The 16,849-nt window shown below is 46.9% G+C and carries 19 protein-coding genes; 11 read left to right on the plus strand and 8 right to left on the minus strand.

Annotated features, from left to right (window positions below; genetic code table 11):
• Positions 1–8 precede the first annotated feature (8 nt).
• From ACYZ97_RS08670 to ACYZ97_RS08695, 6 genes are all read right to left on the minus strand, one after another.
• Positions 9–1,499 (minus strand): acetyl-CoA hydrolase/transferase family protein, encoded by a 1,491-nt coding sequence (locus tag ACYZ97_RS08670; protein ID WP_473298173.1) that lies wholly within the window; start codon positions 1,497–1,499, stop codon positions 9–11.
• Positions 1,500–1,567: 68 nt separating this feature from the next.
• Entirely contained in the window at positions 1,568–2,254 is a 687-nt protein-coding gene (gene pyrF / locus ACYZ97_RS08675) for an orotidine-5'-phosphate decarboxylase (protein WP_473300670.1), read from the minus strand.
• Positions 2,255–2,377: 123 nt separating this feature from the next.
• Complete coding sequence (locus ACYZ97_RS08680; protein WP_473298175.1) at positions 2,378–3,190, minus strand: transglycosylase SLT domain-containing protein; 813 nt, start codon at positions 3,188–3,190, stop codon at positions 2,378–2,380.
• Complete coding sequence (locus ACYZ97_RS08685; RefSeq protein ID WP_473298177.1) at positions 3,191–3,388, minus strand: hypothetical protein; 198 nt, start codon at positions 3,386–3,388, stop codon at positions 3,191–3,193.
• Between the two features lie 76 nt (positions 3,389–3,464).
• Positions 3,465–4,589 (minus strand): Mrp/NBP35 family ATP-binding protein, encoded by a 1,125-nt coding sequence (locus tag ACYZ97_RS08690; protein WP_473298179.1) that lies wholly within the window; start codon positions 4,587–4,589, stop codon positions 3,465–3,467.
• 99 nt (positions 4,590–4,688) lie between these two features.
• A complete protein-coding gene (locus ACYZ97_RS08695) occupies positions 4,689–5,519 on the minus strand; it encodes an alpha/beta hydrolase (RefSeq protein ID WP_473298181.1) in 831 nt (276 codons plus the stop codon).
• Positions 5,520–5,659: 140 nt separating this feature from the next.
• Between ACYZ97_RS08695 and ACYZ97_RS08700 the strand changes: the two genes are divergently transcribed.
• The 5 genes from ACYZ97_RS08700 to yihA all read left to right on the plus strand — a co-directional run bounded on the left by ACYZ97_RS08700 (position 5,660) and on the right by yihA (position 9,892).
• Positions 5,660–6,652, plus strand: a complete 993-nt coding sequence (locus tag ACYZ97_RS08700) for an Lnb N-terminal periplasmic domain-containing protein (RefSeq protein WP_473298183.1) — start codon at positions 5,660–5,662, stop codon at positions 6,650–6,652.
• Between the two features lie 160 nt (positions 6,653–6,812).
• Positions 6,813–6,947 (plus strand): 50S ribosomal protein L34, encoded by a 135-nt coding sequence (gene rpmH / locus ACYZ97_RS08705; protein ID WP_026501365.1) that lies wholly within the window; start codon positions 6,813–6,815, stop codon positions 6,945–6,947.
• A 63-nt stretch (positions 6,948–7,010) separates the two neighbouring features.
• The gene (gene rnpA / locus ACYZ97_RS08710) at positions 7,011–7,394 is read left to right on the plus strand and encodes a ribonuclease P protein component (protein ID WP_473298185.1); all 384 of its coding nucleotides are present in this window, start codon (positions 7,011–7,013) and stop codon (positions 7,392–7,394) included.
• On the plus strand, positions 7,394–9,244 hold the full coding sequence (yidC, locus tag ACYZ97_RS08715) for a membrane protein insertase YidC (protein WP_473298186.1): 1,851 nt from the start codon (positions 7,394–7,396) through the stop codon (positions 9,242–9,244). Before rnpA ends, yidC begins: the two co-directional genes overlap by 1 nt.
• Positions 9,245–9,892: a ribosome biogenesis GTP-binding protein YihA/YsxC gene (gene yihA, locus ACYZ97_RS08720; RefSeq protein ID WP_473298187.1), complete on the plus strand. Its 648-nt coding sequence runs from the start codon at positions 9,245–9,247 to the stop codon at positions 9,890–9,892.
• Between the two features lie 4 nt (positions 9,893–9,896).
• Here yihA and ACYZ97_RS08725 read toward each other — a convergent pair whose 3' ends face one another.
• Entirely contained in the window at positions 9,897–10,622 is a 726-nt protein-coding gene (locus tag ACYZ97_RS08725; protein WP_473298189.1) for an acid phosphatase, read from the minus strand.
• Between the two features lie 59 nt (positions 10,623–10,681).
• Positions 10,682–11,488 (minus strand): undecaprenyl-diphosphate phosphatase, encoded by an 807-nt coding sequence (locus tag ACYZ97_RS08730; RefSeq protein WP_473298190.1) that lies wholly within the window; start codon positions 11,486–11,488, stop codon positions 10,682–10,684.
• 140 nt (positions 11,489–11,628) lie between these two features.
• On the opposite strand from ACYZ97_RS08730, the gene ACYZ97_RS08735 reads away from it, so the two are divergent.
• The 6 genes from ACYZ97_RS08735 (at position 11,629) to ACYZ97_RS08760 (ending at position 16,749) form a co-directional block, all read left to right on the plus strand.
• Positions 11,629–12,321, plus strand: a complete 693-nt coding sequence (locus ACYZ97_RS08735; protein ID WP_473298191.1) for a glutathione S-transferase family protein — start codon at positions 11,629–11,631, stop codon at positions 12,319–12,321.
• A complete protein-coding gene (gene queG / locus ACYZ97_RS08740; RefSeq protein WP_473298192.1) occupies positions 12,302–13,438 on the plus strand; it encodes a tRNA epoxyqueuosine(34) reductase QueG in 1,137 nt (378 codons plus the stop codon). Before ACYZ97_RS08735 ends, queG begins: the two co-directional genes overlap by 20 nt.
• Positions 13,435–14,289 (plus strand): SDR family oxidoreductase, encoded by an 855-nt coding sequence (locus ACYZ97_RS08745; RefSeq protein ID WP_473298194.1) that lies wholly within the window; start codon positions 13,435–13,437, stop codon positions 14,287–14,289. The genes queG and ACYZ97_RS08745 overlap by 4 nt, the downstream gene beginning before the upstream one ends.
• A 25-nt stretch (positions 14,290–14,314) precedes the next feature.
• Complete coding sequence (mepA, locus tag ACYZ97_RS08750; protein WP_473298195.1) at positions 14,315–15,202, plus strand: penicillin-insensitive murein endopeptidase; 888 nt, start codon at positions 14,315–14,317, stop codon at positions 15,200–15,202.
• 87 nt (positions 15,203–15,289) lie between these two features.
• On the plus strand, positions 15,290–16,096 hold the full coding sequence (gene dapB / locus ACYZ97_RS08755; protein ID WP_473298196.1) for a 4-hydroxy-tetrahydrodipicolinate reductase: 807 nt from the start codon (positions 15,290–15,292) through the stop codon (positions 16,094–16,096).
• Positions 16,097–16,128: 32 nt separating this feature from the next.
• Positions 16,129–16,749 (plus strand): 2,3-bisphosphoglycerate-dependent phosphoglycerate mutase, encoded by a 621-nt coding sequence (locus ACYZ97_RS08760; protein WP_473298197.1) that lies wholly within the window; start codon positions 16,129–16,131, stop codon positions 16,747–16,749.
• The last annotated feature ends 100 nt before the right edge of the window (positions 16,750–16,849 follow it).

The following is a 16,849-nucleotide window of genomic DNA, read 5'->3' on the forward strand; positions in this document are numbered from 1 at the left end:
CACCATTCCTATTTCATACTACCGGTCTCTTGTGCCCGACGATGCCACGAAAAGGCCTCATCAAGCAAGTGCGGGGTTTGCCCTTGTTGTGTTTTAGCAGCGCGCTCATAATAATCCCACAACATCGGACGGTAGTCTGGATGGGCACAATTCTCGATAATCTGCTTGGCCCTTTCACGCGGGGCCAAGCCGCGCAAATCGGCAAGACCGGTTTCTGTCACCAGAATACAAACATCATGTTCTGTATGATCGACATGGGTAACCATTGGCACGATCGACGAAATTTTGCCGCCCTTGGCGACCGATTTTGTGACAAAAACAGACATATAGGCATTACGGGCAAAATCACCCGACCCACCGATTCCATTCATCATATGGGTACCATTGACATGGGTCGAATTGACATTGCCATAAATATCAAACTCAAGAGCCGTATTAATAGCAATAATACCCAAACGCCGAATTACTTCCGGATGATTGGATATTTCCTGCGGACGCAGAATAAGACGGCTTTTATATTTATCAATATTGGGGAAAACCCGCGCGGCGCAAGCTTGACTAAGCGTAATTGATGAGGCTGAAGCAAAATTAAGTTTGCCCGCATCAAAAAGATCGAAGGTTGAATCCTGTAAGACCTCACTATACATGGTCAAATTATGAAAAGGACTGTCGACCAGCCCCGTCAGAACCGCATTGGCAATAGTGCCGATACCAGCCTGAATAGGATGTAAACTAAGTGGCAGACGGCCCTTCTTAACCTCGTGATTAAAGAATTCGATCAAATGGCCGGCAATGGAATTGGTCTCATGATCAGCAGGCAATACCGATGACGGACTATCTTCCTGATTGGTGATAACAATAGCAGCAATTTTATCCAGCGGAACGGGAACATATTCAGTGCCAACACGGCTATCAACCTGCATTACCGGTATCGGTTCACGCGATGGACGCTTAGTTGGAATATAAATATCATGCAGCCCTTCCAGAGCCATATTTGTAGATGTATTGATCTCGACGATAATCTTATCGGCCAAAATTGCAAAAGATGCGGAATTACCAATAGAGGTAGTCGGAATAATACCGCCATCTTCGCGGATTGCCAAAGCCTCAATCACTGCATAATCGATATTGGGCAACTGATGAGAGCGCAATAGCTCGACCGTCTGCGACAAATGTTGATCAATAAACATCACCTCGCCACGGTTAATCGCAGCACGCAGAGTTGCATCAACCTGAAAAGGCATACGGCGCGCGGTAACACCCGCTTCGCATAATATTTTATCAACATCATGTCCTAAAGATGCACCCGTAATCAAGGTAATCTTGAACGGATCGGTTGCCGCCCGTTTCGCCATGGCAATCGGTACTTCTTTCACATCACCGGCACGGGTAAAACCGCTCATGCCGATTGTCATGCCATCCTTGATCAGGCAAGCGGCATCATCCGCCGACATGATTTTGTTTTTCAGGGCACTGTTACGGATACGATCTTCATACATGATAGTTTCCACTTCTTACAAAGTTGGTCTTTGTTCCTCCCAAAACATGACCAGATAATAAAAGCTTTTTATGCAGCCTGCGCCATCTGCGCCAGAATACTTTTTGCCGCAGTCAATGGATCATCTGCCTTGATGATAGGACGGGCAACAACCAGATGGCTGGCTCCCGCTTCAATCGCTAACCGAGGCGTCATAACACGCTTCTGATCGCCATGATCAGAGCCTTCAGGACGAATCCCCGGTGTAACAATCGCCATGTCAGGACCAACAAGCGCACGGATTTCTTTTGCCTCATGAGCTGAGGCCACAACTCCCCCCATGCAGGTTGCTTTAGCCTGCTCTGCCCGCTTCATTACCAGACTGCGCGCATCCATAGCATAACCGGCCGCTTGCAGATCTGCATTATCCATAGATGTTAAAACCGTTACACCAAGCAGACAGAGATCACTTCCTTGCGCTGCCTTGACGGCTGCAGTCATAGCTTTGGGATAGGCATGAAGCGTCAACATAGATACACCGAGCTTGATAATATTCTCGACAGCAGAAGCAATCGTATTATCAATATCCAGCAGTTTCATATCAAGAAAAACATGTTTTTTCTGTTCGACAAGCTCACGGGCAAATTCAAGGCCTCCGGCAAAAGTCAGTTGATAGCCGATCTTGTAATATGAAGCCGTATCGCCCAAAGCTGAAACAATTTTTTCTGCCTGCTGGACATTCGCAACATCAAGTCCGACGATCAGCCGATCACGCATGTTAGCACTCATTATCATCTCCCTTTTCTCACCGCCGAAAGCAGAAGAGTTATGTCCGCTGTGACACACATCATAACCGATTTAAAGGACAAAGCGCAGCTTTACACCACAATTAAGAGTAAATCAGTCCATTGGCTTGGCCGCAGGCACCGGTACACCGCCAAGCATAACCGGCGTTTGATCATCGGCCGTTTTCGATGCAACAGCATTAACCGCTTCATAGGCCGTTTGTGGAGAATTGGGACCCGGCTTCAAACCCGTCTGCTCCAACAGCCCTTTGGCCTTGGCGTCATAATAATAACCGCGCGCATAAAGCCGGACAGCCTGTGTATCATTACCATCAGCAACCTGATAAGCACCTGCAAGATATTTGACAGCATATCTTAAATTGGTTTCGGCATCGAGCAGCCCTTCCGGCTTACCATCATATCCCATACCTTTAGCTGTAGGATGAGAAATCTGCATCAATCCCCAATAAGGCCCGTTTTTAGCTTGCGGATCACCGTCACTTTCACGCTTAACCACGCGCCGCACTAATGCTTCAGGCACATTATAGGCTGTGGAATACTTACGGATAAGATCTTCAATCATCGGCGTTGCATGCGCAAGAACAACCGCTGAGGATTTTGATGACGATGGCTGCCCAACACTCTTATTCCCTTCGGAAACCATAGCATCCGACACCCCCCCAGCATATTTTTGTGGGTTCTCAAGTGCCTGATTTCCGGCAAAAGCACTTTCTTTAAGAACAGGTACCGGTACTTTATCCGTATTATCAAAAGCCAGTGACAAAGGAGAGCCTTTGGCCCCTTCAATTGCCGTCTGCTGCAATCGGCTGGATGATGCCAATGACAGATTTGACGCACTGTCATTGGTTGTACAACCACTTATCAGAAGCACTGCGGCTATAATCGAAAAAACAACAAACCGACGCAATCAGGCACCTCGGCGATCAAGATCACGATCCAGCTTTTTCTCGAGCTCAACCAGATCATCAGGTAAAACTAGGCCTTCGGCGCGCATTATATTGAGCTTTTCTCGCAAAACCATTTCGATTTCATGCACATCATGCGGCTGATTGACCATTTCTTCAAGCAACAAGGCAATTTCCGCTTTGATATCTTCAAAAGCCATCAGACATCCTCAAATCATTGATAACATGATCCTAGCACAATAAGCGCCTCTATCATAGCGCCCACTATCAAAACCATCAAATTTTTAATGCTTTACGGATCAAAACAGCGATTTCCCTATACTTTTTGCTGTGTACACTTTCAGGTTCGCTAATCAATATTGGTTTACCGGCATCCGATAAAGAACGAATTTGCGGATCAAGCGGTATTTCACCCAAAAAGGCAACCTGTCGCTTTTCCGCTTCTTCACGCGCACCACCATGACCGAATATATCATAACGCTTGCCGGTATCAGGCGCGATAAAATAGCTCATATTTTCGACAATACCCAAAATAGGTACACCAACTTTGGAAAACATCTCGATTCCTTTGCGGGCATCGACAAGCGCCAAATCTTGCGGTGTGGAAACAATCACAGCACCAGCAAGAGAAACCTGCTGGGCAAGGGTCAGTTGTGCATCACCCGTGCCTGGCGGCATATCAACCACCAGCACATCAAGCGGCCCCCATAGAACATCACGCAACATCTGGCTGACAGCCGACATCACCATTGGTCCACGCCACACCATAGGCCGCTCTTCATCCACCAAAAATCCCATCGACATCAACTGTAAGCCGAATTTTTCCAAAGGCTTCAACTTTTTACCATCAACCGCTTCAGGCTTCTGGTCGACAAGACCTGTCAAACGAGGCAGCGAGGGGCCGTAAACATCGGCATCCATCAATCCGACATTCAGTCCCTCTGCCATCAAGGCCAAAGCAAGATTGATTGCCGTTGTCGACTTGCCAACGCCACCTTTGCCGGATGCAACGGCGATGATATGGTGCACACCTTCAACCGGCGTCTTTTCCGGTATGCCAGCGCGCGCCCGTCCTGCTTGTGAAGCGGAAGAACCAGACTGTGCAACAATTTTTTTTGCCTCTTCCCGCGGCATAGCACCCGCAGAAGCCTTATGTTCGGCTGTCAAAGTTACCATAGCCGAACGCACACCGGGAATCGCCAGCACTACTTTTTCAGCAGCCTGCCGCAAAGGCTCCAATACATCAGCCTGAGCTGCCGATACGGTAATTGAAAAAAACACCTTGCCATCAGCAATAAAAATTTCTGAGACTAGGCCAAGGTCGACAATATTACTCTCAAAATCAGGGCCTTTAACCTTGCGCAATTCATCTAAAATCTGAGTCTTGGAGACATAGGCCATACTTGTTTTTCCTGATTTTCAGTCATATTGGCTTAAGGACCATATACAATAAACCGATATTTGGACCTATACACAAGGCTTTATCAAGAAAAATTTAAATCACTCCCGACTTTGCCCCGTAAGCGGCTTTGCCGCCGAAACCCGATCCGATTGTTGCAAACCAATCCAACGCTCAATGATCTTTTGATCATCATCACCAATCATATGATCGCCCGGCACAGTATAACTTTCCACCCTGGCGCCCTGCTGTTTCAAAAGTGCGGCCAATGTTGGAGCGTAAGGTGAATAGAGAACATCTTTCTTGCCGGCAATCGTCAAAACTTGTGTCTTGGAAAGATTGCCATCAGGCATATCATCCAGTACCGGCATGGAGCGCATCAATATAGCACGACGCACCAAATCAGGGTGATCCATCATAATAACAGCCAGCAGATTGGCGCCATTAGAATAGCCGACAAAGGTGACTTGCGACAACTCATAATTGCTATTTTTGCCAAGGCGGATTAAAAATCGCACAAAAGCATCGGCTTCCTTATGGACATCATTTTGATCAAACGTTGTCGGAGTCAGCTTGCGAAACCAACGCGTTTCACCATTTTGAACAAGACGCCCACGCACACCGAGCAAAGCCGCACGCGGCCATATTTTTCGAGCGAAAGAAACCAGAGTGGTCTCATCACCGCCCGAACCATGCAGCAGAACAACCAGCTCGCCTGAAGGCTGCTTGGGCTTGTCAAGAATATAGTGGAAATGTTCATGATGGACAAATTGTGCAGATGCGTCATCAGTATCAGTCACGGGCAGTCTTTCTGTCATAGTTTGCGGTGCAGGACGGGAGGCGGATGAATCCACGGCGTTCTGGCTGCACACTGTAAATGGCAGCAACACCACAATCCAAAATCCGACAAAGGCAACAGCAAAACTTCTCATACCCCGTCCTTAACCGAAAAGAAGTTTACGAATAGTCAAAATAGCACAAGCAATCATGCGTATTTATCAATTTTGTGCGACTTCGACAAAATATCATCTTGTCGATTGACCTTGCACCGGTTTTGCAACACATAGACATAATGAAATGGCTTCTCTATCTCTTGCGTTTTATTCTCTGTGTTCTGCTTTTCAGTGTGCTGCTCTGGTCTCTGGCCGCATTCTGGTTTCAGCTTCCCGGCGGGCTACCTATCTTTATTCTGATTGCCCCCATATGGTTTTTCATGGGCTGTATTGCAATTGCTGGCGAATGGTATCGTCATCCACCCCTACTACGCTGGAAAACACGATTAAGCGCTATTATCATGTTTGCCATCTTTGCCCTTTTCTGGTCAAATATCAAACCGTCGCTCTATCGTGACTGGGATGCATCATTGGCCCACACGGTCGAAGGCACCATAAAAGACGATACGGCCTATCTAAAAAACATACGCGATTTCAACTGGACAACCCCAGATCAAGGCGAAGTGCACTGGCGAGATGAAAGCTATAATCTCAACCAGATTACCGGCATTAACCTCTATCTTTCCTACTGGATGGGCCCTTATATCGCTCATACGCTAGTCGGATTCAATTTTGCCGATGGCCGACATCTGGTTTTTTCATCCGAAATACGGCGCGAAAAACACGAACAATTTTCAGCCATTGGCGGATTTTTCCGCCAATTCGAGCTAGCGATGATTGCCGCAACCGAAGAAGATATTATCAAACTGCGCAGCGATATACGACGAGAACAAGTCTTTCGTTACCCTCTGGATGTTACACCGGAAAAAGCCCGCGAGCTTTTCACAATCTATATCAAAACAGCCGACCAGCTTGCTAAAACTCCCCGTTTCTACAATACACTGACAACCAATTGTACTACGGTTGTATTCGATATGGCACGGCTTTTTGATCCCGGTATTCCTATGGATTTGCGTATTGTATTTTCAGGCCAGCTACCGGCCTATCTTTATGACCACCAATTGATTGACACGTCCCGCCCTCTGATCGATCTCGTCAAATCGGCCCATCTTGAACCGCGAAATCATATGCCACGACAAGATTATTCAAAAGCCATTCGCAACGGCCTATAAACCACGTCGTTTTCCGGCGTTGACTCTCGACCACTCTGGCTATATAAGCCCGCAATCCATGCTTTTGCATCATTGCATTGGCCGATAACACAATAACAAACGTTCCTGATGTCATATGGCACAGAACCAAGAAGGGCCGCACGCCGCGGTAATTAAATAAATGAAACGTACATACCAACCGTCTAAACTCGTCCGTAAACGCCGCCACGGTTTTCGTGCCCGTATGGCTACAACTGGTGGTCGTAAAGTAATCGCAGCACGCCGTGCACGTGGTCGCAAGCGTCTTTCCGCCTAAAACAGATGATCGCCTATTAGCGGCGTGAATACACCGCTTTTCAAAAAATGGCGCGAGGTTTCCATGTCGAACAAACATCCACTCCGCCTTCGCAAGAGAGCGGAGTTTTTGGCCGTACGACAAGGCGAAAAACGACGCGGACCGCTTTTTCTTCTCGAAATACGCCACCGGAATGATGCCGAGAAACCAGGCCCCGAAGATCCTGACCGCTTCGGTTTTACCGTCAGCAAAAAAAACGGTAATGCTGTCAAGCGCAACCGTATTAAAAGACGCCTACGTGAAGCTGTTCGTTTGCGATTAGGGCGTGACATCGGGCAAGGAACCGATTATGTGATTGTGGCGCGTCCTGATCTGATCAATGCGCCTTTTCAAAAGATCGGTGATGAGCTCCAACACCGGATGAAGACTAACAACAAGATTTTAAAAGATAAAACAGGGCAAAACTGATGGAATATAACCGTAATTTCTTTATCGCAATCTTTTTGTCCTTTGGCCTGATCTTTGCATGGCAATATTTTTATGTCTGGCCCAAAAATGCCGACCTTCAGAAAGCACAAGAAATTACACGTCAGCTGGAAGAGGCTAAAAAAGCTGAAAATGCAGCTGCCAATCACATTCCAACATCGACAGAGACCAGTGCACCACCGCAAAGCGCTGCAACAGCTACCGACTCGATTGAAATGACACCCGAGGCACGTAAGACCGTACTCGATAAAAACCCGCGCATCGAAATTGATACGCCTGAACTTAAAGGTTCGATCAACCTTGTTGGCGCACAATTTGATGATCTGCTGCTCAAAAACTATCGCATGACAGTCGACAAGAATTCGCCCGAAATCGCTCTGCTCAATCCAGAAGGTTTCAATGCCACCTATTTTGCCGAATTCGGCTTCACCGGCGGAACAAACAATGCTGGTACATTGCCACAATACAACACACAATGGAAAATCGAAGGCAATACCAATCAGCTTACACCGAAAACACCGGTAACGCTGATCTATGAAGCCAACAACGGCGTTACATTCCGCCGTAAAATTGCAGTCGATGAACATTATATGTTCACGATTACAGATTCTGTTACCAACAATGGCGGGGAAACAGTTTCTTTTGCCCCTTATGCCCGCGTTGCCCGCGCCGCACCGCCGGAACATGTTAGTACAACCTATCTGTTGCATGAAGGCATGGTCGGCGTGATCGGCGACAATGGTGTCCAAAGCGAGAAATATTCCAAACTTAAAGACCTGTCTTTTGATGATAAAAATGAAAAGAAAATGGCTTTTGGTGCAACTACAGGCGGTTGGATCGGCATTACAGACAAATATTGGGCTGTGACAGCCATTCCACCACAAGACGAAGAATATACCAGCCGTTTTATCTATTTTGACCAATTCGATGCCCATTACCAGTCTGACTTGACCGGCAAAAGTCTGTCTGTAGCACCGGGTGCCACACAGACAATCACCAACCATCTTTTTGCCGGTGCCAAGCGTGTTGAAGTTATCAATAAATATGAATCAAGTCTTAATATCCTAAAGTTTGACCAGTTGATCGACTGGGGCTGGTTCAAAATTATTACTCGGCCGATGTTCTCGCTGATTGATATACTCTACAAGCTGACCAGTAATTTCGGCATCGCTATTCTGCTCGTGACAGTCCTGCTGAAAGCCGCTCTGTTTCCACTGGCCAACAAGTCCTATAAATCCATGGCAAAAATGAAAGTTTTACAGCCTAAAATGCTGGAAATTCGGGAAAAATATGCTGATGACCGAGTCAAACAGCAACAGGCCACCATGGAACTTTATAAAACAGAAAAGATCAATCCTTTAGCCGGTTGTTGGCCGCTCCTGATCCAGATGCCTATATTCTTTGCCCTTTACAAGGTGCTGTATATTACCATTGAAATGCGCCATGCCCCTTTCTTTGGCTGGATTCAGGATTTGGCTGCACCCGATCCAACTTCGCTTTTCAATCTGTTCGGTCTCTTACCTTATCATGTTCCTGCCTTCCTAATGATCGGTGTCTGGCCATTGATCATGGGCATTACCATGTTCTTACAAATGCGTATGAATCCGACACCACCAGATCCTACACAGGCAATGATCTTCACATGGATGCCAATTGTCTTCACATACATGCTGTCATCATTTCCTGCCGGTCTGGTTATATACTGGGCATGGAATAATACCCTATCGATCATCCAACAGGGTATCATTATGAAACGCCAAGGCGCAAAAATCGAATTGTGGGGCAACCTCAAATCGACCTTCAAGAAAAAACCGAAAGGAGAGGCCAAATAAATGGCCTCCCAACCGGAAAGTCCGATGTTGTTTGCACGCAATTGGGTGTTTATCCGTTCAGTACCGTCTATGCGCTTTCTACCGCCGGAAGGCCCGCCGGAGATCGCTTTTGCCGGACGCTCCAACGTCGGCAAATCGTCATTGATCAATGCCTTGACCATTCACAACGGATTAGCGCGCACATCCAACACACCGGGGCGCACACAGGAACTTAATTACTTTGTACCTGAAGGTTATAGCGGCGAAAAAGACGACATGCCTCCCATGGCCCTTGTCGACATGCCCGGCTACGGTTTTGCCGAAGCACCCAAAGAGCAGGTAGATCAGTGGACACGCCTTGTTTTTGACTATCTGCGCGGACGCACAACCCTCAAGCGTGTCTATGTCCTGATCGACTCGCGTCATGGCATTAAAAAAAATGATGCTGAAGTACTCGATTTGCTTGATAAAGCTGCTGTTTCCTATCAGCTTGTCCTGACAAAGACCGATAAAATCAAAGAGGCCGCATTAGAAAAATTGATGACAGCCACACGTCAGGCTATTTCTAAACGCCCCGCCGCTTTCCCATTGTTGCTTGCCACTTCATCAGAAAAAGGGCGCGGTCTTGATGAATTACGCACCGCCATTATTCAGGCTGTCACGCAATAAAAAGCTATTCTTCCGCATTCATTTTCAAGATTTCGATTTCTTGACGAGCCTTGATAAAATCAGCCTGATAGTCTTCTTCCTCAACCAGCCTTTTAAAAATATCTCTGGCATATTTTTGTGCTGCCTCAACGGCACTTATCGAATGCACACCACAAACAACGCGACTATAGGCATAGTCATTGGCGACAGCCAGAATATCGTTCTTATATTCAGGAAAGAGCTTTATCAGAATAAACCCGACCGTAAAAATACGGGTCGAATGTCCAGAAGGATAGTCATAACTTTTAGGCGCCTTGTCTGTGCATATCGGACCATCCAAATACTGAAACGGCCGCGGACGATCAAAAACATTTTTAGCTTTTCCTACAAGTCGATCAACATCGGCTTCAACATGCATTTCAAATTTTACCAGCGCAGGTACATTTTGAGGGGTCAGTGTTATAGGTAGAACGGCAGAAAAACGTTTAAGGATATAATCAAAATTCTCGTTTGCATCCTTACGGGCGAGTTCCCATCGTGCGGTTCCCTGAAGCGCTCTGGTCTGTCGAAAAAACTCTTCATCACGTTCATGGCCATCCGTTCCGACGACCGGAGGATGGCGATCAAGAGTTATAAAACTCTCTTCCAAACGGCTGAGATAGCCGGAACTCGTCAAATCATCAAAAAAATAGCCGCCAGCTGCCAATATCACGACAACCGATAAAATATTCTTCAGCCTACCTTTGCTCAAACGAAAACTTCACCTTATCCGTTAAGTAATAATCATATATCAATAATGAAACCGCATCCTTACCCGACAAGCCATAGTCCGGCAAGCCCTGCAAGACCGACTATAATACGCCACCAGGCAAAAAACACATATCCATGACTTGAAACATAATCCAACAGCTTACGCACCACAAAGACACCAGAAATAAAAGCGACAATAAAGCCTACAGCAATCGATAAACCATTATCCAAAGACAAATCGCGATAATGCTTGAATAATGTAAACGTAAAAGCACCAAGCATGGTCGGCATGGCCAGAAAAAACGAAAACTCGGCAGCCGAGCGTTTATCTGCACCCAACAATAAGGCACCGACGATAGTCGAACCGGAGCGTGACACCCCTGGAATCATCGCCAGACATTGGCAGAAACCGACACAAAGACAGAGCCAGAGAGGATAACGCATCGCATTGTCATAACGTGGCCTGACGGCCAAACGATCAACAAAAAGCAAAACAAAACCACCGATGATCAAGGACACACAAATAGTCATTGGTGATTCGAGCAATACACCTTCAATAAAATCATGTGCCAACGCACCGATAACGGCTGCCGGTATAAAAGCGATCAAAACACTTGCAACAAAACGGCGCGAGGAAGGATCATATGGCAATGAAAAAACAATTTTTGTCAATTTTGCCGCATAGACAGTCAAAATAGCAAGAATAGCACCGAGTTGAATAAGAATTTCAAAAACTTTTTTGGGCGATTCAAACCCTATAAAGTGACCGGCTAAGATAATATGTCCTGTTGAGGATACCGGAATAAATTCTGTCAGGCCTTCAAGTAGCCCCAGAAATGCCGATTGGATGAATGTCACAATATCCATATTATTATGCCTTGTGATAGATGCATTAATATTTGATTAAGCACAAATCAGCATGAAAGACACACCAATCCGGCATTGCTTGTTCTTATCTCGATTGATGTTTATAAGATGTTAAATTGCTTTCTAAAATCGGACTTTCCATGCTGACACTATTCCATCATCCGATGTCTTCAGCCTCGCGCACCGTCCGTCTTATTCTCAATGAATTCGGCGTCGACACCAATTTGATCGAGGAATTCGAATGGGCAAGACGACGTGAATATCTGGCGCTCAATCCTGCCGGTTCGGTACCGCTTCTTCTAGCCGAACGTGAAATACCAATTCCTGGAATCTATGCTATTATCGAATATCTGGATGAAACGCGTGGCGGCTTGCGCCATGACCATCGCCTATTCCCGGAAAATCCGTTACAACGTGCAGAAGTCCGCCGTTTATTGGACTGGTTTTTGCAAAAATTCGAAAGCGAAGCAACACGCCATATTGTACGCGAACGCGTCTATAAACGAGAAATGCCTCTTGCCATGGGCGGCGGGGCACCCGATTCAGCGGTACTACGCAATGCTCGTGCCAATATTCGTCCGCATCTGCAATATCTCAATTGGCTGGCAGCCAGTCGTGATTGGCTGGCTGGTCCATCCATTTCCTATGCCGATCTAGCCGCTTCTGCCGCCTTATCAATTCTCGATTATATGGGCGAAATTGACTGGACCAGTTTTCCGGCAGTTCGTGACTGGTATATGCGGATGAAATCACGCCCTTCTTTCCGCCCGCTTCTCAATGACCGGATACGCGGCCTGCCACCGGCAACCCATTATGTCGACCTCGACTTTTAAGAACAAACAAAAGCTGAAAGACTTTCTTCTTGAAGAAGCAAAGCTACACGGCTTTGATGCTCTGGCCATTACCCATACACATCCCTTGAGTGCCGGTAATAGGCTGCGCGAGGCCATAGACAAAAAATATCATGCGACCATGACATGGATGGAAGAAACACTCGAGCGACGTGCCGATGTGCGCACGCTCTGGCCCGAAGCCCGTTCTGTAATCATGCTTGCTATCAATTATGGCCCCGAGAAAAACCCGCGCGATACGCTGATACCGCCGAATTGCGGTAATATATCTGTCTACGCCCGACATCGTGACTATCACGATCTGGTCAAAGGGCGGTTGAAACAGATTGCCTCGCGCTTTGCTGCCCGCAGCGGTGCCGATGTCAAAGTTTTTGTCGACACGGCCCCCTTGATGGAAAAACCTTTGGCCGAAGCCGCTGGTATCGGCTGGCAAGGCAAACATACCAATCTTGTCAATCGGAACTTTGGTTCATGGCTGTTTTTAGGCTCTATCATCACCGATATCACATTGCCTTATGATAAAGGCGAAGTGGACCGTTGCGGCTCGTGTCAAGCCTGTCTTAATGCTTGCCCGACAGCTGCATTTCCAGCCCCCTACCAGCTTGATGCGTCACGCTGTATTTCCTATCTCACGATCGAACTTAAAGAACAGATCCCGATAGAGTTTCGCGAAAAAATTGGCAACCGTATCTATGGCTGCGATGATTGTCTGGCTGCTTGTCCATGGAATAAATTTGCCTGTATCACCCACGAGATCAAATTGCAGCCACGCGCAGACCTGATGGCACCACCGCTTGCCCAGTTCCTCGCTATGGATGACCCGACATTTCGCACTTTCTTTTCCGGCTCGCCAGTTAAGCGTATAGGTCTTGGCCGGTTCATCCGTAATTGTCTGATTGCTGCTGGCAACAGCAAAGATAAAAATTTAATTGATCGTGTCATGAAACATATCGACAGTAGCGATAAGATTATACGCGGAGCCGCAATCTGGGCCTTGGGCTGCTTAATGACACGTCATGACTTTAACATCATTAAACAGCAGCGTATAAAGAATGAGAACGAACCGGATCTGGTTGCCGAATGGGAGCAATTCACATGACATATCTAATTATGGGGGCAGGATTGAGCGGACGGGCCTTTGCCCGAATTGCTGATCAACATATTTATGGGACAACGCGCAATGAAAAGAACTTTCCTTTCTTAAAAGCCGCCCATATCCAGCCATTGCTTTTTCCCGATCTGGCCAATCCTGATTCCATGCGCAAGCTGTTAAAGGAAATTACCCATCTGATCATATCAATTGCACCGGATGAAGAAGGCGATATCCTGTTACGTGACAAAACACTCTTTGCCGATATGCCAAAATTACAATGGATCGGCTATCTTTCTACTGTCGGTGTCTATAGCAACCATCAAGGTGCATGGATTGATGAAAATGCAGATTGCAAGCCTTCACTGGCCCGTAATAAAGGCCGATTGAAAGCTGAAAATGCATGGCAAGACTTTGCCAAAAACCATGACGTACCTTTGGCCATTTTGCGTCTTGCCGGCATTTATGGCCCCGGTCGCAATGCTTTTCTCAAATTACAACAGGGGACCGCCCATCGCATCATCAAAGCGGGTCAGGTTTTCAATCGCATCCACACTGATGATATAGCTGGTGCGCTTGACCATTTTGTGTACCACAACATAAGCGGTATCTTTAATCTTGCCGATGATGAACCAGCCCCGCCTCAGGATGTCATTACTTATGCGGCTAAATTGATGGGGATCACACCACCACCGGAAACCCCTTTTGATGAAGCGCATTTAAGTCCTATGGCAAAGAGTTTTTATGGTGATAATAAACGCATTACCAATGCCAAACTCAAATCGACCGGATACCGGTTAAAAATGGCTGATTATCGTCAAGCACTTGATATAATGTGGCAAAATAATCGCTGGCAGTAACCGATTTCAAAAGAAAGATCCTTGAATGCGTCCTTTTTCTCTCTGTCTCAAAACACTTGGCCTTTTTCTGCTTTTATCAAGTCTTTCAGCTGCTAATGCCGATGAGCCGGCAAAACAGGCTTTTGGTGCTATGACACGTCCCTCACAAGGCATGGCACAATCAATTGGTTTTTATTCCAAAGGTTGCCTTGCTGGCGCTGTCGAGTTACCGATTGACGGCCCGAACTGGCAGGTTATGCGCTTATCACGCAACCGCAACTGGGGTCATCCCAATCTAATTCAACTCATTGAAGAACTGGCAGCGCAATCAAAAAAAGACGGCTGGAACGGTTTACTGGTTGGTGATCTTTCTCAACCACGTGGCGGCCCAATGCTTGATGGACATGCATCACACCAAATCGGACTTGATGCCGATATCTGGCTGACTCCAATGCCCGATAAACGGCTCTCGCGTGAAGAGCGCGAAACCATGAAGGGCATTTCAATGCTCAAGTCCAAATCACTTTATGCCGATCCTAAAAAATGGACTTCTGTCCATACAGCCCTTATCCGCAATGCAGCTAGCAACAGTCAGGTTGAGCGTATCTTTGTGCATCCGGGGATCAAGAAACAGATGTGTGATACCGTTAAAGGTGACCGGTCATGGCTTGGCAAAGTACGACCCTATTGGGGGCATTACTGGCATTTTCATATCCGCATGAAATGCCAGCCCGGATCTCCAAATTGCACACCGCAAAGTGCTGTCTCCAAAGGTGACGGTTGTGATAAATCACTAGCATGGTGGTTTACCGACGAACCATGGGCGCCCGCCAAACCCAAAGATTCGAACAAGCCGACACCAAAGCCTAAAATCATGATGGTTTCACAATTGCCAAAAGCCTGTGCCGCTCTTTTAAAGGCTCCGGCGAAATAATAACAAAAATCATGCGCACCTTTATGGATTGGGTCTGCTTTTTGTTCTAGAGTTATATCGAATGATGATTTTGAAAAAGGAAAGTCCATGCGTCTCGCTGTTGTAGGAGCCAATGGCCATATGGGGCAAGAGCTGATCAAAGCTGTTGACCGCAATCAGAAAGCAGAACTAACAGCTGCATTCGTCAGGCAAGGGTCCCCCCTTGTCGGTCAAAAGGTTACATCCTTGACCACAATAGCCAATCCCAATTTGCTATTGAGCGACAATTTTGAAGACATGGCAGGACAAATCGACGGTATTCTTGATTTCACCCTACCTGAAGCCAGCGTACAATACGCTGAATTCGCGGCGCAAAAAGGACTCGTTCATATTATCGGCACAACAGGTTTTACCGATACACAGAACAAACAGATTCATGATGCTGCCCGTTATGCAACAATTGTTAAGTCCGGCAACATGAGCCTTGGGGTCAATCTACTGGCCAATCTTGTTGAACGCGCAGCACGTGCTTTAAGTGCCGAAGACTTCGATATCGAAATTGTCGAAATGCATCATCGCCGCAAGGTCGATGCACCATCCGGCACAGCCTTACTGCTTGGCGAGGCCGCAGCAAAAGGGAGAAATATCAATTTAAACAATGCACGTGTCAGCGGACGCGATGGCCATACCGGAGCACGGGAAACCGGCACTATCGGTTTTGCAGCTTTACGGGGTGGTACCGTCATTGGTGACCATTCAGTCATTCTGGCCGGAGATAACGAACGCATTGTGCTTTCACATATGGCGCAGGATCGTTCTATTTTCGCCAATGGCGCTGTCAAAGCGGCTCTATGGGCGCAGAAAAAAGACAAAGGCCTTTATTCAATGTTTGATGTTCTCGGACTTAATGATTAAATAAGATCAATGCCATTCTAATGGAGAAACAAATGCTAAGAACACTCGTCCTTGTTCGCCACGGTCAAAGCGAATGGAATCTGAAAAATCTTTTTACTGGATGGCGTGATCCGGATCTGACTGAAAAGGGACATGAAGAAGCAATCTCTGCCGGCAAAAAACTGAAAGCCGAAGGTTTGAAGTTCGATATCGCCTATACCTCAAGTTTGCAGCGTGCCCAGCATACCTGCCAACATATTCTGGATGAAATGGGCCAATCCGCTTTAAAAACCATCCGCAACCAAGCCCTGAACGAACGTGATTACGGCGACCTCTCTGGCCTTAACAAAGACGATGCACGTGAAAAATGGGGCGAAGAACAGGTCCATATCTGGCGTCGCTCCTATGATGTGCCGCCACCGGGCGGTGAAAGCCTGCGCGACACAGGTGCACGCGTCTGGCCCTATTATATGTTCAACATCCAACCGCATGTATTGCGTGGCGAAACCGTCCTTGTTGCCGCCCATGGCAATTCATTGCGCGCCTTGATTATGGCTCTTGAAGGTATGAGTGGCGAAGCCATTGTCAAACAGGAACTCGCGACAGGCATTCCGATCATCTATCAGTTGAATGCCGATTCTACTGTTGCTTCCAAGAAGGTCCTGGAAGGCTGAGTTCCTCGTTTTTAGCATTAATACCGGAGCGGTTAAACTGTTCCGGTATTTTTTTTGGCTTTCATTGCGAATATAATTGACACAAGCCCATGATCGGCTT

This window comes from Bartonella sp. bp_1 (genome assembly GCF_055808085.1).

What these genes read in the sequence shown, in the direction of transcription:
- pyrF (WP_473300670.1), bottom strand. Translation starts at nt 2,254, where the DNA reads ATGCGTGATCGGCTGATCGTCGGACTTGATGTTGCGAATGTCCAGCAG.
- ACYZ97_RS08700 (WP_473298183.1), top strand. Translation starts at nt 5,660, where the DNA reads ATGAAATGGCTTCTCTATCTCTTGCGTTTTATTCTCTGTGTTCTGCTT.
- ACYZ97_RS08695 (WP_473298181.1), bottom strand. Translation starts at nt 5,519, where the DNA reads ATGAGAAGTTTTGCTGTTGCCTTTGTCGGATTTTGGATTGTGGTGTTG.
- mepA (WP_473298195.1), top strand. Translation starts at nt 14,315, where the DNA reads ATGCGTCCTTTTTCTCTCTGTCTCAAAACACTTGGCCTTTTTCTGCTT.
- ACYZ97_RS08690 (WP_473298179.1), bottom strand. Translation starts at nt 4,589, where the DNA reads ATGGCCTATGTCTCCAAGACTCAGATTTTAGATGAATTGCGCAAGGTT.
- queG (WP_473298192.1), top strand. Translation starts at nt 12,302, where the DNA reads ATGTCGACCTCGACTTTTAAGAACAAACAAAAGCTGAAAGACTTTCTT.
- ACYZ97_RS08670 (WP_473298173.1), bottom strand. Translation starts at nt 1,499, where the DNA reads ATGTATGAAGATCGTATCCGTAACAGTGCCCTGAAAAACAAAATCATG.
- ACYZ97_RS08735 (WP_473298191.1), top strand. Translation starts at nt 11,629, where the DNA reads ATGCTGACACTATTCCATCATCCGATGTCTTCAGCCTCGCGCACCGTC.
- dapB (WP_473298196.1), top strand. Translation starts at nt 15,290, where the DNA reads ATGCGTCTCGCTGTTGTAGGAGCCAATGGCCATATGGGGCAAGAGCTG.
- rnpA (WP_473298185.1), top strand. Translation starts at nt 7,011, where the DNA reads ATGTCGAACAAACATCCACTCCGCCTTCGCAAGAGAGCGGAGTTTTTG.
- ACYZ97_RS08730 (WP_473298190.1), bottom strand. Translation starts at nt 11,488, where the DNA reads ATGGATATTGTGACATTCATCCAATCGGCATTTCTGGGGCTACTTGAA.
- ACYZ97_RS08745 (WP_473298194.1), top strand. Translation starts at nt 13,435, where the DNA reads ATGACATATCTAATTATGGGGGCAGGATTGAGCGGACGGGCCTTTGCC.
- yihA (WP_473298187.1), top strand. Translation starts at nt 9,245, where the DNA reads ATGGCCTCCCAACCGGAAAGTCCGATGTTGTTTGCACGCAATTGGGTG.
- ACYZ97_RS08760 (WP_473298197.1), top strand. Translation starts at nt 16,129, where the DNA reads ATGCTAAGAACACTCGTCCTTGTTCGCCACGGTCAAAGCGAATGGAAT.
- rpmH (WP_026501365.1), top strand. Translation starts at nt 6,813, where the DNA reads ATGAAACGTACATACCAACCGTCTAAACTCGTCCGTAAACGCCGCCAC.
- ACYZ97_RS08685 (WP_473298177.1), bottom strand. Translation starts at nt 3,388, where the DNA reads ATGGCTTTTGAAGATATCAAAGCGGAAATTGCCTTGTTGCTTGAAGAA.
- yidC (WP_473298186.1), top strand. Translation starts at nt 7,394, where the DNA reads ATGGAATATAACCGTAATTTCTTTATCGCAATCTTTTTGTCCTTTGGC.